The organism is Actinomadura sp. 6K520, assembly GCF_004349245.1.
Taxonomy (GTDB): domain Bacteria; phylum Actinomycetota; class Actinomycetes; order Streptosporangiales; family Streptosporangiaceae; genus Spirillospora.
In genome coordinates this window covers 37,730-50,882 of the sequence record NZ_SMLC01000016.1, presented here as the reverse complement: position 1 = coordinate 50,882, position 13,153 = coordinate 37,730, and the positions used below count along the sequence as shown (strand labels likewise).

Here is a 13,153-nt window from a genome sequence, read left to right as displayed (position 1 = left end):
GATCTCGGACGAAGGGCCACAAAGACTGGAAAACCCGGGAACTGTCTGGAAGCTCCGGTACTGTCTGCCGCATGTTCCGGTCCCCCGGCGTCCCGACCCCCGACGAACTGGAGACGCGCATCACCGAGCTGCGCGCCGCCGTCCGGCGGGCCATGGCGGCGGGTGACCGCTCGAACGCCAGGGAGCTGCGCGCCGAACTGCGCCGGGCGGAACAGGCATGGGACGACGCCGTCCTCGGCGAAGGCGGCACGGGCGCCGGCACGGGTGACCACGCCACCGGGGGCCGGGACCGCGACGACGGGCCGCGCGGGCTGCTGCCCGTCCGGGAGCAGGTGCACCAGGCGCTGACGCTGCTCGGCGCGCCGGCCGCGCCCAAGCTGATCGGGTCGGTGTACGAGGCGTTCTTCCCCGGCGGTGTCCCGGGGAGCCGGCTCACCAGCCTGCGCCGCGACGAGGAGCGCTCGTTCCGCACCGCGCCCTACGCGCGTCCCTACTACCTGTGCGCCGCGCTGACCGCCGATCTGCTCGCCCCGGCACGCGGGCTGCTCGCCGTGAGCACCTGGCCGCTGGAGCGGCGGATCGTCGGCCCGCTGAGCCCGCGCACCGATTTCCTGACGTCCGCCGTCCGGCTGGCCGAGCACGCGGACCGGGGGACGCCTTCCCCCGGCGTGCAGCGGCTGCTGTGGCGTTTCGCGTCCAACATTCCCGGTGCGGTCACCGGTACGGTCGGTACCGTCGATCCGGCCGTGCTCGCCGCGGCCGCCCGGGCCGAGCTGGAGGTGCACCGCGAGCCGGACCGGCGGCGGCGCGCGTCCGCCGCCGGGCGCGCCCGGGCGCAGCTCGACGACGCGGAACTGCTGTTCGGCAGCCGCCTGCGGGCCCTGCGGGACTCCGGGCGGCGCCCCGCCGGCAATGGAGAGACGAAACGATGACCGAGACCGCACCGGACCTGGACGGGCTGCGCGGCGCCGCCGCCCCGCGCAATCACGACGCCCGGACGATCGCCGCACTGACCTCCAACCCGGGGTGCGCCCGCCGCGGCGTGCTGGACGCGGCCGGGATCGACAAGGACCTGGTGGCGCGGGAGCTGGGCTTCCCCGCCCCGTTCGGGCAGTCGCAGTTCGCGATCACGCGCGGGAACGCGTTCGAGGCGCAGGTGAAGGCGGACGGGTGCGCGGAGCTGCTGACGCTGCTGCGCGAGCGGCTCGGCCTGGCCGTCCCCGAGGTCGCCTACGACGACCTGGAGGTCGTCGCGGGCAACGAGGGCCGGGAGCTGCGGCACTCGCGGACGCGGCGGCTGGTCGCCCGCGCGCTGGAGACGGGCGAGGGCACGCTGTTCGACCACCCGCTGCTGCGGCTGGAGATCGCCGGGCGGTTCGCCTACCTGGAGCCGGACGTCATCGCCTTCCAGCTCGCGGGGCGGCTGCACGTCATCGAGATCAAGTCGTTCGCCGTGGTGGACGGCCAGGCCGAACCCGAGCAGGTCGCGGCGGCGGCGCGGCAGTCGGCGGTGTACGTGCTGGCGCTGCGCCGGATGGTGGCCGAGCTGGGCCACGACCCCGGGCGGGTGTCGCACGACGTGTTCCTCGTCTGCCCGGAGAACTTCTCCAACCGCCCGACGGCGACGCCGCTGGACGTGCGGCCGCAGCTCGCCGTCCTGGAACGGCAGCTCGCGCGCCTCACCCGCATCGACGACATCCTGGCGGAGCTGCCCGGCGACCTGACGTTCGAGCCCGGGGAGAAGCTCGCCGAGTCGGTCCGCGCGGTCGAGGCCCGGTACGCGCCCGAGTGCATGTCGGGCTGCGAGATGGCGTTCTTCTGCAGGGACGAGGCGCGCGCGTGCGGGTCGACGGGGGCGCTCGGCCGGTCCGTGCGCGACGACCTCGGCGGCGTCGACGCGATCGGGACGGCGCTGGCGCTGGCGGACGGCTCGTTCGCCCCGTCCGACGACCTCGCGGAGACGGCCGAGCAGCTGCGCACCGCGGCCCGCCTCCGCGCCGAAGCCCTGGAAGGGGTCGCGTGATCCCCCGATGAGCGCGCTGTCCTCGCTCGCGCGGCTGGAGGCGGCGGCCGCGGGGGTCGCGCGGCCGCTCGCGACGGTGCGGCACTGCCATGTGGCGGACGCGCCGCTGGTGCTGGTGCCGCTGCGGCTCGCCGGCGAGGCGGCGGCGCCGCTGGCGGTGCTGGCCGGGAGCGCGCCGGACGACCCGGCGCTGCTGGTGGTGCCGCAGCCGCGCAACCGGGATCTGCGGTTCGCGTTCGCCGCCGGCCTCGCCAAGCTGGTGCTGAACCACATCGAGACGAGCCGGGGCGAGGTGGAGGAGTTGCCGCCGGGCAAGGAGGGCGAGGAGCGGATCCGGTACGGGGACGCGCCGCAGTTGCTGGTGCCGAACCGGGGCGGCGTGGCCTTCCTGCGGCTGATGGGGCGGTCGACCCGGTTCCGCAGCACGGAGGGCCCGTACGCGGTGGACCCGGCGGTGCCGGTGCTCGGCCGGTGGCTGACGTGGTTCGCCGACCGGTACGACCATCCCGGCTCGTCGCTGCTGGGCGCCATGACCGAGCTGCTGCGGCTGCACTGGGCGACCGGGCAGAGTTCGCTGGAGGACGGCAACCTCGCCGCGCTGATGGGCTGGATCGACCCGCCGGACGGGCTCGACGGCCCGGCCGCGGCGGCGCGCGCCGAGGATCCGGTGGCCTGCCCGCCCGCGGGCCCGGCGACCGACCCGACGTTCGACAGCGAGGTCCTCGCCCCGGCGATCGCGGCCTTCGACCGTTCGGGCGCCGGTTCGCTCGCCGAGGAGCGGCTGCGGGCCGCGGTCGCCGGGCAGCTCACCCCCACGTGGGACCTGATGTGGCGGGCCGTCGAGGTGCTGCGGGGACTGCCGGAAGGGGCGAGCGTGCCGAAGCGGTGGGAGCGCGACCGGGACGCGTTCACCTACTACCACCAGACGTTCGGGGAGGCGTACCCGCAGGCGCGCCGCGACTCACCGGTCCGGGCGGCGCGGCGGCTGCACGACCTCGAACGGGCCCAGGACGCCTACGACGCGCAGCGGGCGTTCGACGACCCCCTCGTCATGGCCGAGCACCGGCTCGCGGGCCAGGCGTTCGGCGGCGTCGTCACCGAATGCGACCCGGCGCGGCTGGACGAGACGGGCAAGCGGCCCAAGCTGCGCCCCCGCCTGCGGGTCGCGACGGCCGACCCGGTGCGCCTGGACGCCGGGACGACCGTGTGCAGCGCGGCGCGGCCCGCGCTGAAGGGCCGGATCGTGGAGATCGGCGGCGGCGCCGTGCTGCTGGAGCTGACCGGCGGCATGGGGCGCAAGCTCACGCCCGAGCCCGGTGTCGTCCCAGAGGCCGGCGACCGGGTGTGCTTCACGTCGCTGACGGACGGCTCGTTCGGCGTGGCGAGGTTCCCCGACCGGGAGGAGACGCCGTGGACGCACGGCGGACCGCCCGAGGACTACGTGCCGACCCACGAGGACGCCGAAGAGGAATGGTCGTGACCGAACACGCGGGCCCCCGCCTGGTGCGGGTGACGGCGGACGCCCCGGAACCGGCCCCCGCCGACCCCGGCGAGGCTGCGGCACGGGTCGTCGGCGCCGTCCTGGCCGATCTCGCCGGCGGGCACCGCGGCGTGGTGGTCGACTCCCCGCCGGGCGCCGGGAAGTCCACGCTGGTCGTCCGCGCCGCCGCGCACCTGGTCGAGGCGGGCGAGCGGCTCATGATCGTGGCGCAGACCAACGAGCAGGTCGACGACCTCGTCGAACGCCTCGCCGGCAAGCATCCGGACGTGCCGCTGGGGCGCCTGTCGGCGTCGGGCTACGTGCCGTCCGAGCGGGTGCTGGCGCATCCGGGGGTGCGGGTCGCGCAGAAGGCCGACGACCTCGCCGAGCTCCCCGTCGTGATCGCGACCGCCGCGAAGTGGGCGACGCTCTCGGACGGGTCGTGGCCGTGGGCGATCGTGGACGAGGCGTACCAGATGCGCTCCGACATGCTGCTGCGCATCGCCGGCCGGTTCGAGCGGGCGCTCTTCGTGGGCGATCCGGGCCAGCTCGACCCGTTCTCCACCGTCGAGGTGGAGCGCTGGGCGGGCCTGGCGTGGGACCCGATGCGCAGCGCCGTGTCGGTCCTGCTGGCGCACAACCCGGACCTGCCCGTCCACCGGCTCCCGGTGTCGTGGCGGCTGCCCGCGTCGGCCGCCCCGGTGGTGTCGGAGGCGTTCTACCCCTTCACCGGGTTCCGCGCCGGGACGGAGCCGGGCGACCGGCGGCTGGAGTTCGGCACCCGCGGCATGGGCACCGGCTACGACCGGGCCCTCGAAGAGGCCGCGGCCACCGGGTGGAGCCTCTACGAGCTGCCCGCCCGGCACACGCTGCGCACCGACGCCGAGGCCGTCCGCGCGACGGCGGCGCTGGCCGTCCGGTTGCTCCAGCGCGGGCCCGTCGCCCATTCCGAACACGGCTCGAACCCCGTCGGCGCGGGCAGGATCGCGATCGGCGCCGCCCACCGGGACCAGGTCGCCGCGATCCGCGCCGCGCTCGGCCCGCACGGCGCCGGCATCACCGTCGACACCGCCAACCGGCTCCAGGGCCGCGAGTACGACATGACGGTCGTGCTGCATCCGCTGTCGGGACGCCGCGACGCCACCGCGTTCCACCTGGAGTCGGGGCGCCTCTGCGTCCTGACGTCCCGGCACAGGCACGCGTGCGTCGTCGTCGCGCGGGCGGGCATCCCCGAACTGCTGGACGCGCACCCGTCGGCCGAACCGGTCCACCTCGGCGTCCCGGTCAAGTTCCCGGACGGCTGGGAGGCCAACCAGTCCGTCCTCGCCCACCTGGCCCGGCACCGGGTCCCGGCGGGCTGACCGGAAAAGAAGATCTTCGTTACGGCCGAGATCGCACGGCCGGGTACGACAGAGGCCCCCGGACGGATACTGTGAGAGCCGGTGCCTCAGCGATAGGGAGGGACATGGAGGACATAGGCTTCATGTGCGCTCGCTGCGGCGGCGAGGTGCACGACGTCACGCACAACCGCGAGGGTTCGCTCGACGGCGTGGGCTACCGCCACAACCGGCGGGTGGAGCCGTGGGACCACGAGCTGGAACTCGCCGTCGGCGAACCCGCCCCGCAGGACCCGGGCTGCGACTTCTGCGGTGCGGCCGGGCCGAGCTGGCTCTACTACCCCACGCTCGACCCCGAGGACACCGACATGTTCGAGGTCGAACTCGACACCACGCACCTGTCGGACGACGACACGGCCGTGGCCGTGCTCAACATGCTCTACCCGTGGTACGCGTGCGACACGTGCTCCGTCCTCGTCGCCGACCGCAACATCGACGTCCTCATCGACCGTGCCCTCGACCGCACCCCCGTCCCCGAGGGCGGTCCCGTGGACGAGGAGACCGTCCGCGCACGCCTCATGGGCTCCCTGTCGGTGTTCTTCACCACCCGGCCCGGCCGCCCGCAGCCGTCGCGGGCCGTATAGTTCTCCCTCCATCGCTTCGCGCGGGGGTGGCACGGGGGAATGTCCGGGCGGTTCATTAGGATCGTGCCGTTTGTTCGGGGTGCGGGTTCAGCACGGGGGTAACGCAAGTGATCATTGATGGGCGGTTCCATGGGCCGGACGGGTCGGGGAACGGCGGATACGTGGCGGGGCGCCTCGCGGGGAGGGTGCCGATCGACACGGTGACGGTGACGCTCCGGCGGCCGCCGCCGCTGGACACCGAGCTGACCGTCACGGTCGACGACGAGCGCGGGCACAGCGCGCGGCTCTGGGACGGGGAGCGGCTGATCGCCGAAGCGCTCGCGGGGGCGATCGTGGTCCCGCCGATCGCGCCCGTCCCGTTCGAGCGGGCCGTGGAGGCCGCGGAGAAGTACCGGGCGGCGGAGTACCACCCGTTCCCCGGCTGCTTCGTGTGCGGGCCGGAGCGGGAACCGGGCGACGGGCTGCGGCTGGAGCCGGGGCCGGTCGCCGAGGGCACGGTCGCGGCGCCGTGGGTGCCGGAGCGGGTGCCCGAGCGGGAACTGGTGTGGGCCGCGCTGGACTGCCCCGGCGGATGGTCGTTCGACGTGGCGGAGCGTCCCGCCGTCCTCGGCACGATGACCGGGCAGGTGATGGACGTGCCGCGGGCCGGGGAGGAATGCGTCGTGCTGGGCCTCGCGCGCAGCCGCGAGGGCCGCAAGATGCACGCCGCGACGGCCCTGTACGGGGCGGACGGGCGCCTCCTGGGCCGCGCCGAGCAGATCTGGATCGAGATCGACCCGGAGCGGTTCGGGAACTGACCGGAGGCCGACCCGGAGCCGGTGAGGCAGGCCGGTTCCGCTTTCTTTCGGGGGAATGTGTCGCCCGACACGGACCGGACCGCCGGATCCGCTGTTCAATCTGAGCTTCCGCGAAAACGGAGGCGGGTCTGATGAGCGGAAACGTTGTGCTTCTTCTCGGCGTCGCGGCGCTGGCGATCTACCTGGGGGTGCACTGGGAACGCGCCCGGCGCGCCGTGTCCGACCTGCGGCTCAGCCGCCAGCGGATCACCGGCCTGCGGCAGGCCGTGGCGCGCGAGCGCGGGCACGTCGCGATGATCTGGGGAGCGGCGGCGCTGGCGCTGTTCCTCGTGATCAGATACGGCTGAGCGGCCGGTCAGGGACCGGTGAACAGGGGGTCCTCCCGGTCGGCGCCGTTCACCCGGCCCGGGCTCTGCCGCGGGGGGTTCACCGGGACGGGCGCCCCGAGCGGGGAGCCGTTCGGTGCCGGCGCCCCGCTCGGCACGGGACCGCCGGCCGGGACGGGACCGCCGGCCGGGGGCGGGCCTGGCGGCATGCCCGCGGCGTACGGGTGGCCCGCCGGGGGCGCCGGGGTGCCGCCGCCGGCCATCCGGCCTCCCGGCGGGACGCTCGACAGCGTGCTGTGCGTGAACTGGTCGATCTGCCGGCGGGCGCGGTCGGCCTCGGCGCGGGCGGCGTCGCGCTCCTCGGCGAGGGCGGTGAGCGCGGCCTGCTGCTCGGCCACCGACTGCGCGAGCTGCCGCAGCTGGACCGCCTGGTCGTTGACCTTGGCGGTGAGCTCGTCCCGCTCCGCCGTGGCGGCCTTGGCCTGCGCCTGGGCGGCGTCGCGTTCCTTGGCGGCCTCCTCGGTGCGGGCGTGCGCGCGGACGAGCTCCGCCTCGGCCTCCGACTGGGCGCGCTGCGCGGCGGTGCGTTCGGCCTCGGCCTTGCTCGCGGCCTGCATGGCGCGCTGCCGCTGCGCCTCGGTGTCGCGCATGGCGTTGCGGAGGTCCTCGGCGCCCTGCTTGGCGACGGCGGCCTCGACCCGCTGGGCCTCGGCGGCGCCCTCGGCCTCGGACAGCCTGGCGTGCAGCGCGACGAGCTCGGCGCGGGCGTTCTCCAGCGCGGCGAGCAGTTCGGTCTCGCGGGCCGCGACGCGGTCGCGCTCGCTCTCGGCGGCCAGCTTCGCGGTCATCGACTGCTGCGCGATCTGGTGCGCCTCCTCCCACGCCTGCTGCGCCGCGTCGCGCTTGGCGGTGGCGACCTTGGCCTCCTCGCGCAGGCGCGCGGCCTGCTCCTCGGCCGCGCCGGCGCGCTGCCGGGCCGCCGACGCCTCCTGCCACGCCTCCTCGGCGCGGCGCTGCGACGCGTCGCGCTCGCTCTGCGCGACGGCGAGCTCGCGGGCGGCCTCGGCGCGCACCTCGGCGACGCGCCGCTCGACGCCGGCGACGCTCAGCTCGGACGTCAGCGAGTCCGCGAGCAGATCGGCGGCCTTCTCCAGCCGCTCGACCATCTCCCACGCCGAGGCGACCTGCCCGGTGAGGCCCGGCGCGTCCCGGCCGCGCTCCCGGCGGTCGCGCGCCTCGGTCGCGCAGGCGCCGTCGTTGTCCTGGCAGTAACGCACGGCGCGGACGGCGCCCATCGGCTGCGGGACGGGCCTCCCGCAGTTCGCGCACGGCCACACCGTGACCGGGTCGCCCACCCGGGCGACCTCCGTCCCGGCCGCCGCCCCGTCCCCCGCGCCTCCGGAGACCGCGCCCCCCGAGGGAGCCGCGGCCAGCCCCTCGCGGCCGCTACTGTCGCGCTCTTCGCTGTTAGGCATGGAATGAACCATACGACCTGATCCGCGTTACTGCAGTGACTTGGGTGGTACATGTGGGGGTGCCCACGTCATGGCGGACCGGGCGAATCGGTCGGTGGCCTCGATGAGCCGGTCGCGAGTCCCGGGCTCGGTGCCGCCGTGACCCGCGTCCTCGACGATGTGGAAGTCCGCTTCGGGCCAGGCCCGGTGCAGGTCCCATGCTTGGTCGGGCGGCGTCTTCACGTCGTAGCGGCCGTTCACGATGACGGCGGGGATGTGCCTGATCCGGTCGACCCCCGCGAGGAGCCCCTCGTCCGGGAGGAAGCCTCCGCGCGAGATGTAGTGGTGCGTGATGCGGGCGAAGGCCACGACGAGGGTCTCGTCGAAAGACGGAGCCGGAACGGGCAGGAGCGTGTTCGCGGCGAGTTCCCAGGCGACCCACGCCCGCGCCGCCGGAACGTGGACGGCCGGGTCCGGGTCTTCGATGCGGCGGCCGTAGGCGGCGATGAGGTCGCCCTGCTCGGCGGGCGGGATCGCGTCGCGGAAGGCCGCCCACTCCGCGGGGAAGAGGTGAGCCGCCCCGGACGGGGTGAACGCCCACGCCTCGTCGGACGGGCGGACGAGGTAGACGCCGCGCAGCACCATCTCGGACACGCGCTCCGGGTGCGCCTGGGCGTAGGCGAGGGCCAGAGTGCTGCCCCAGCTCCCGCCGAACACGAGCCACCGTTCGATGGACAGGTGCTCACGCAGCCGTTCCATGTCGGCCACCAGGTTCGGCGTCGTGTTGTGCTCCAGCGACACCGCCGGGTCGCCGGCGTGCGGGACGCTCTGCCCGCAGTTGCGCTGGTCGAACAGCACGATGCGGTACGCGGCGGGGTCGAAGAAGCCGCGGAAGTGCGGCAGCAGCCCGCCGCCGGGCCCTCCGTGCAGGAACACCGCGGGCTTGCCGTCCGGGTTGCCGCAGGTCTCCCAGTAGATTCGCTGACCGTCGCCGACGTCGAGCAGCCCGCAGTCGTAGGGCTCGGCCGGCGGATACAACTCCCGCAAATTCATGATCCACTTATATCCGAGATCAGCGGTAGGTCCGGCACCGCCGTCAGAGCTGGGCGATCGCCTTGCGGATGCGCTTGTCGGAGACCGGGAAGCGCGTACCGAGCTGCTGGGCGAAGAGGCTGACCCGCAGTTCCTCCAGCATCCAGCGGATCTGCCGGGCGGGCTCCTCGTCCCGGCGGGCCGGGTGCAGGCGGCGGAGCGCCTGCTCGTACTCCTGCGCCAGGACGCCGGCCTGCTGCGCCAGCGTCCGGTCGCGTCCGGGGTTCTCGGGGAGCTTGTCGAGCCTGATCTGCAGGGCACGCAGGTAACGGGGCAGATCGGGCAGCCGCCCCCATCCGGTCGCCGTGACGAACCCCGGATGGACGAGGGCGGTGAGGTCGGCGCGGATGTCGGTCAGCGCCGGGACGAGGGTCAGGCTCGTCGTGCCGCGCAGGCGGCGGTCGACCTCGTGCGCCTCGGCCAGGACGCGTTCGACCAGGCCGACGATCTGCGCGGTCGCGTCGTGCAGGTCTGCGCGGACCCGGTCGTACAGGGCGCGGAAGGCGTCCTCGTCCCACGCGGGCCCGCCGGCCTCGGCGATGAGCCGGTCGGCGGCGGCGGTGACGCAGTCGTCGAAGAGGGCCGCGACGGAGCCGTGCGGGTTGTGGCTGAGGGCGAGCTTGCCCTTGTTGGTGAGACCGCCCTGAATGAGCTTCACCGGTGACGGCGCGTTCAGCAGGATCAGCCTCCGCGTGCCGAGCCACATGGCGCGGCGCTGCTCCGCCTCGGTCTCGTACATCCGGATGGCGACGCTGCCGCCTTCGTCGGTCAGCGCGGGGTACGCCTTCACCTCGTAGCCCGCCTGGCTGCGCTCGTAGGTGCGGGGCAGCTCGCCGATGGTCCAGTCGGTGAGGCCGGAGCGCTCGATGGTGGACGCGGCCTTCGACAGCGTTCCCCGCACCTTGCCCGCGAGGCGGCGTTTCAGCTCGTCCAGGTCGGTGCTCTCGCCGAGGGTGCGGCCGCTCCCGCCGGCGGCGTCGTCCACGACGCGGAACGTGATGCGCAGGTGGGCGGGGAGCCGGGACGGATCCCACGCCTCCCGCGCGACGGGCACGCTCGTCATCGCGGTCAGCTCGCGTTCCAGGGCGTCCAGGAGCGGCTCGGTGCGCGGGGCGACGCGGTCGAGGATCTTGCGGGCGTAGTCGGGCGCCGGGACGAAGTTGACGCGCAGCTGCTTGGGCAGCGACCGGATCAGCTCGGTGACCAGCTCGGCGCGCAGTCCCGGGACCTGCCAGTCGAAGCCGTCCGGGCGGACCTGGTTCAGCACCTGGACGGGAATGTGCACCGTCACGCCGTCGGCGTCGGCCCCGGGCTCGAACTGGTAGGTGAGGCGCAGGCGCAGCGCGCCCTGCTTCCACACGTCCGGGTAGTCGGCCTCGCTGACGTCGCCCGCGGCCTCGTTCATGAGCATCGACTTCTCGAACCCGAGCAGGTCGGGGTCCGAGTGCCGGGCCTTCTTCCACCAGGCGTCGAAGTGCCGCCCGGACACGACGTCCTCGGGGACGCGCTCGTCGTAGAAGTCGAAGAGGGTCTCGTCGTCGACGAGGATGTCGCGGCGCCGGGCGCGGTGCTCCAGCTCCTCCACCTCGTCCAGCAGCGCGCGGTTGTCGTGGAAGAACCGGTGGTGGGTCTCCCAGTCGCCTTCGACGAGGGCGTGCCGGATGAACAGCTCGCGGGACAGCGCGGGGTCGATGCTCCCGTAGTTGACCCGGCGGTCGGCGACGATCGGCACCCCGTAGAGGGTGACCTTCTCGCGCGCCATGACCGCGGCCTGCTTCTTCGACCAGTGCGGCTCGCTGTAGTTGCGCTTCACCAGGTGCTGTGCGAGCGGCTCGATCCACTCGGGCTCGATCCTGGCGTTCACGCGCCCCCAGAGGCGGGACGTCTCCACCAGCTCCGCCGACATCACCCAGCGCGGCGGCTTCCGGAACAGCGCCGACCCGGGGAACACGGCGAACTTCGCGCCGCGGGCGCCGAGGTACTCCTGGCCGCGGCGCCGCCCGTCCTTCTTGCCCTCCTGCCTGCCGTCCTTCTTGTCGGTGTCGGCGAGCCCGACGTGCGACAGAAGGCCCGCGAGCAGCGAAATGTGGATGCGGTCGGGCGGGGCGTCGGCGGTGTTGAGCGTGACCCCGAGGGACTTGGCGACCTGTTTGAGCTGGCCGTGCAGGTCCTGCCATTCGCGGATGCGCAGGAAGTGCAGGAACTCGCTCTTGCACATGCGGCGGAACGCGCTGCCCGACAGCTCCCGCTGCCGCTCGCGCAGGTAGTTCCACAGGTTCAGGTACGCGAGGAAGTCCGACGTGGGGTCGGCGAACCGGCGGTGGCGGTCGTCGGCCGCCTGCTGGTGCTCGGCGGGACGTTCCCGCGGGTCCTGGATCGACAGCGCCGCCGCGATGACCAGGACCTCGCGGACGCAGCCGTTCCGGTCGGCCTCCAGCACCATGCGGGCCAGCCGCGGGTCGATGGGCAGCTGGGCGAGGCGGCGGCCGAGCGGGGTGAGGCGCTTGCGCGGGTCCTTCTCGGCCGGGTCGATCGCGCCCAGCTCGTGGAGGAGGTCGACGCCCGCCTTGACGTTGCGGCGGTCCGGCGGTTCGACGAACGGGAACGCGGCGATGTCGCCGAGGCCGAGCGCGGTCATCTGCAGGATGACCGACGCGAGGTTCGTGCGCAGGATCTCCGGGTCGGTGAACTCCGGGCGGGACTCGAAGTCCTCCTCGGAGTAGAGCCGGATGCACACGCCCTCGGCCACGCGCCCGCAGCGCCCCTTGCGCTGGTTCGCCGACGCCTGCGAGACCGGCTCGATCGGGAGCCGCTGGACCTTCAGGCGATGGCTGTAGCGGGAGATGCGGGCGGTGCCGGGGTCGACGACGTACCTGATGCCCGGGACGGTCAGCGACGTCTCGGCGACGTTCGTGGCGAGGACCACCCGGCGCCCGCCGTGCGGCTGGAACACGCGGTGCTGCTCGGCCGCGGAGAGCCGCGCGTACAGCGGGAGGACGTCCGTGGCGTTCCCGGTCCGCGTGAAGTGCTTGGCCAGCGCGTCGGCGGTGTCGCGGATCTCCCGTTCGCCGCTGAGGAACACCAGCACGTCGCCGGGGCCCTCGCGGCCCAGCTCGTCCACGGCGTCCACGATCGCCTGGATCTGGTCGCGGTCGGGGTCGGCGGACGGGTCGTCCGGGTCGGTGACCGGCCGGTACCGGACCTCCACCGGATACGTGCGCCCGGACACCTCCACGATCGGCGCTGCCCCGAAGTGCTCGGAGAAGCGCTCCGGGTCGATCGTCGCCGAGGTGATGACGACCTTGAGGTCGGGGCGCCTAGGCAGGATCTCCCTGAGGTAGCCGAGCAGGAAGTCGATGTTCAGGCTGCGCTCGTGCGCCTCGTCGATGATCAGCGTGTCGTACTGCCGGAGCAGCCGGTCGGCCTGGATCTCGGCGAGGAGGATGCCGTCCGTCATCAGCTTGACGAGCGTGTCGTCGCTGGACCGGTCCGTGAAGCGCACCTTGTAGCCGACGGCGTCGCCGAGCTCGGTGCCGAGCTCCTCGGCGATGCGGTCGGCGACGGTGCGGGCGGCCAGCCGGCGCGGCTGCGTGTGCCCGATCGAGCCGAGCACGCCCCGGCCCAGCTCAAGGCAGATCTTAGGGATCTGGGTGGTCTTGCCGGAGCCGGTCTCCCCCGCGACGATCACGACCTGGTGGTCGCGGATCGCGGCGAGGATGTCGTCCTTCTTCCGCGAGACAGGCAGCTGCTCGGGGTAGGTGATCGCGGGCACGGCGAGCCGCCGCCGCTCGACCCGCCGCTCGGCGGCCTCGACGTCGGCGGCGATCTCCGCGGCGACCCGGGCCCGCCGCCCGGCGTCGCGCATCTTCCGCACGCCCTCGACACGGCGGCGCAGCCGGTGCTGGTCGCGCAGCATCAGCTCCGGCAGGCGCGCGCGCAGATCGGCGAGCGGCGGTGTCACAGGCGTCCCCATAGGCATCGACAAGGATAGGGTTCCAGG

At 74.0% G+C, this 13,153-nt stretch carries 10 protein-coding genes; 7 read left to right on the top strand and 3 right to left on the bottom strand.

The window, feature by feature from the left end:
* The first annotated feature begins 71 nt into the window (after positions 1 to 71).
* The 7 genes from E1289_RS06935 (at position 72) to E1289_RS06905 (ending at position 6,628) form a co-directional block, all read left to right on the top strand.
* A complete protein-coding gene (locus tag E1289_RS06935; protein ID WP_131976491.1) occupies positions 72 to 932 on the top strand; it encodes a hypothetical protein in 861 nt (286 codons plus the stop codon).
* Entirely contained in the window at positions 929 to 2,023 is a 1,095-nt protein-coding gene (locus tag E1289_RS06930; RefSeq protein ID WP_131976489.1) for a hypothetical protein, read from the top strand. The genes E1289_RS06935 and E1289_RS06930 overlap by 4 nt, the downstream gene beginning before the upstream one ends.
* 7 nt (positions 2,024 to 2,030) lie before the next feature.
* On the top strand, positions 2,031 to 3,503 hold the full coding sequence (locus E1289_RS06925; RefSeq protein WP_131976487.1) for a hypothetical protein: 1,473 nt from the start codon (positions 2,031 to 2,033) through the stop codon (positions 3,501 to 3,503).
* Positions 3,500 to 4,864 (top strand): AAA family ATPase, encoded by a 1,365-nt coding sequence (locus E1289_RS06920; RefSeq protein WP_243712665.1) that lies wholly within the window; start codon positions 3,500 to 3,502, stop codon positions 4,862 to 4,864. The genes E1289_RS06925 and E1289_RS06920 overlap by 4 nt, the downstream gene beginning before the upstream one ends.
* Positions 4,865 to 4,968: 104 nt before the next feature.
* Complete coding sequence (locus tag E1289_RS06915; protein ID WP_131976482.1) at positions 4,969 to 5,484, top strand: hypothetical protein; 516 nt, start codon at positions 4,969 to 4,971, stop codon at positions 5,482 to 5,484.
* Between the two features lie 107 nt (positions 5,485 to 5,591).
* Complete coding sequence (locus tag E1289_RS06910) at positions 5,592 to 6,281, top strand: hypothetical protein (protein WP_131976480.1); 690 nt, start codon at positions 5,592 to 5,594, stop codon at positions 6,279 to 6,281.
* A gap of 131 nt (positions 6,282 to 6,412) precedes the next feature.
* Positions 6,413 to 6,628, top strand: coding sequence for a hypothetical protein (locus E1289_RS06905; protein WP_131976478.1), 216 nt, complete (start codon positions 6,413 to 6,415; stop codon positions 6,626 to 6,628).
* Between the two features lie 8 nt (positions 6,629 to 6,636).
* On the opposite strand, the gene E1289_RS40050 is transcribed toward E1289_RS06905, so the two are convergent.
* From E1289_RS40050 to hrpA, 3 genes are read right to left on the bottom strand one after another with little or no spacing between them, the layout of a single operon-like run.
* Positions 6,637 to 8,082: a chromosome segregation ATPase gene (locus E1289_RS40050; protein WP_131976477.1), complete on the bottom strand. Its 1,446-nt coding sequence runs from the start codon at positions 8,080 to 8,082 to the stop codon at positions 6,637 to 6,639.
* Between the two features lie 27 nt (positions 8,083 to 8,109).
* The gene (gene pip, locus E1289_RS06895; RefSeq protein WP_131976475.1) at positions 8,110 to 9,114 is read right to left on the bottom strand and encodes a prolyl aminopeptidase; all 1,005 of its coding nucleotides are present in this window, start codon (positions 9,112 to 9,114) and stop codon (positions 8,110 to 8,112) included.
* Between the two features lie 43 nt (positions 9,115 to 9,157).
* Positions 9,158 to 13,126, bottom strand: coding sequence for an ATP-dependent RNA helicase HrpA (hrpA, locus tag E1289_RS06890; RefSeq protein ID WP_131976473.1), 3,969 nt, complete (start codon positions 13,124 to 13,126; stop codon positions 9,158 to 9,160).
* Positions 13,127 to 13,153 lie beyond the last annotated feature (27 nt).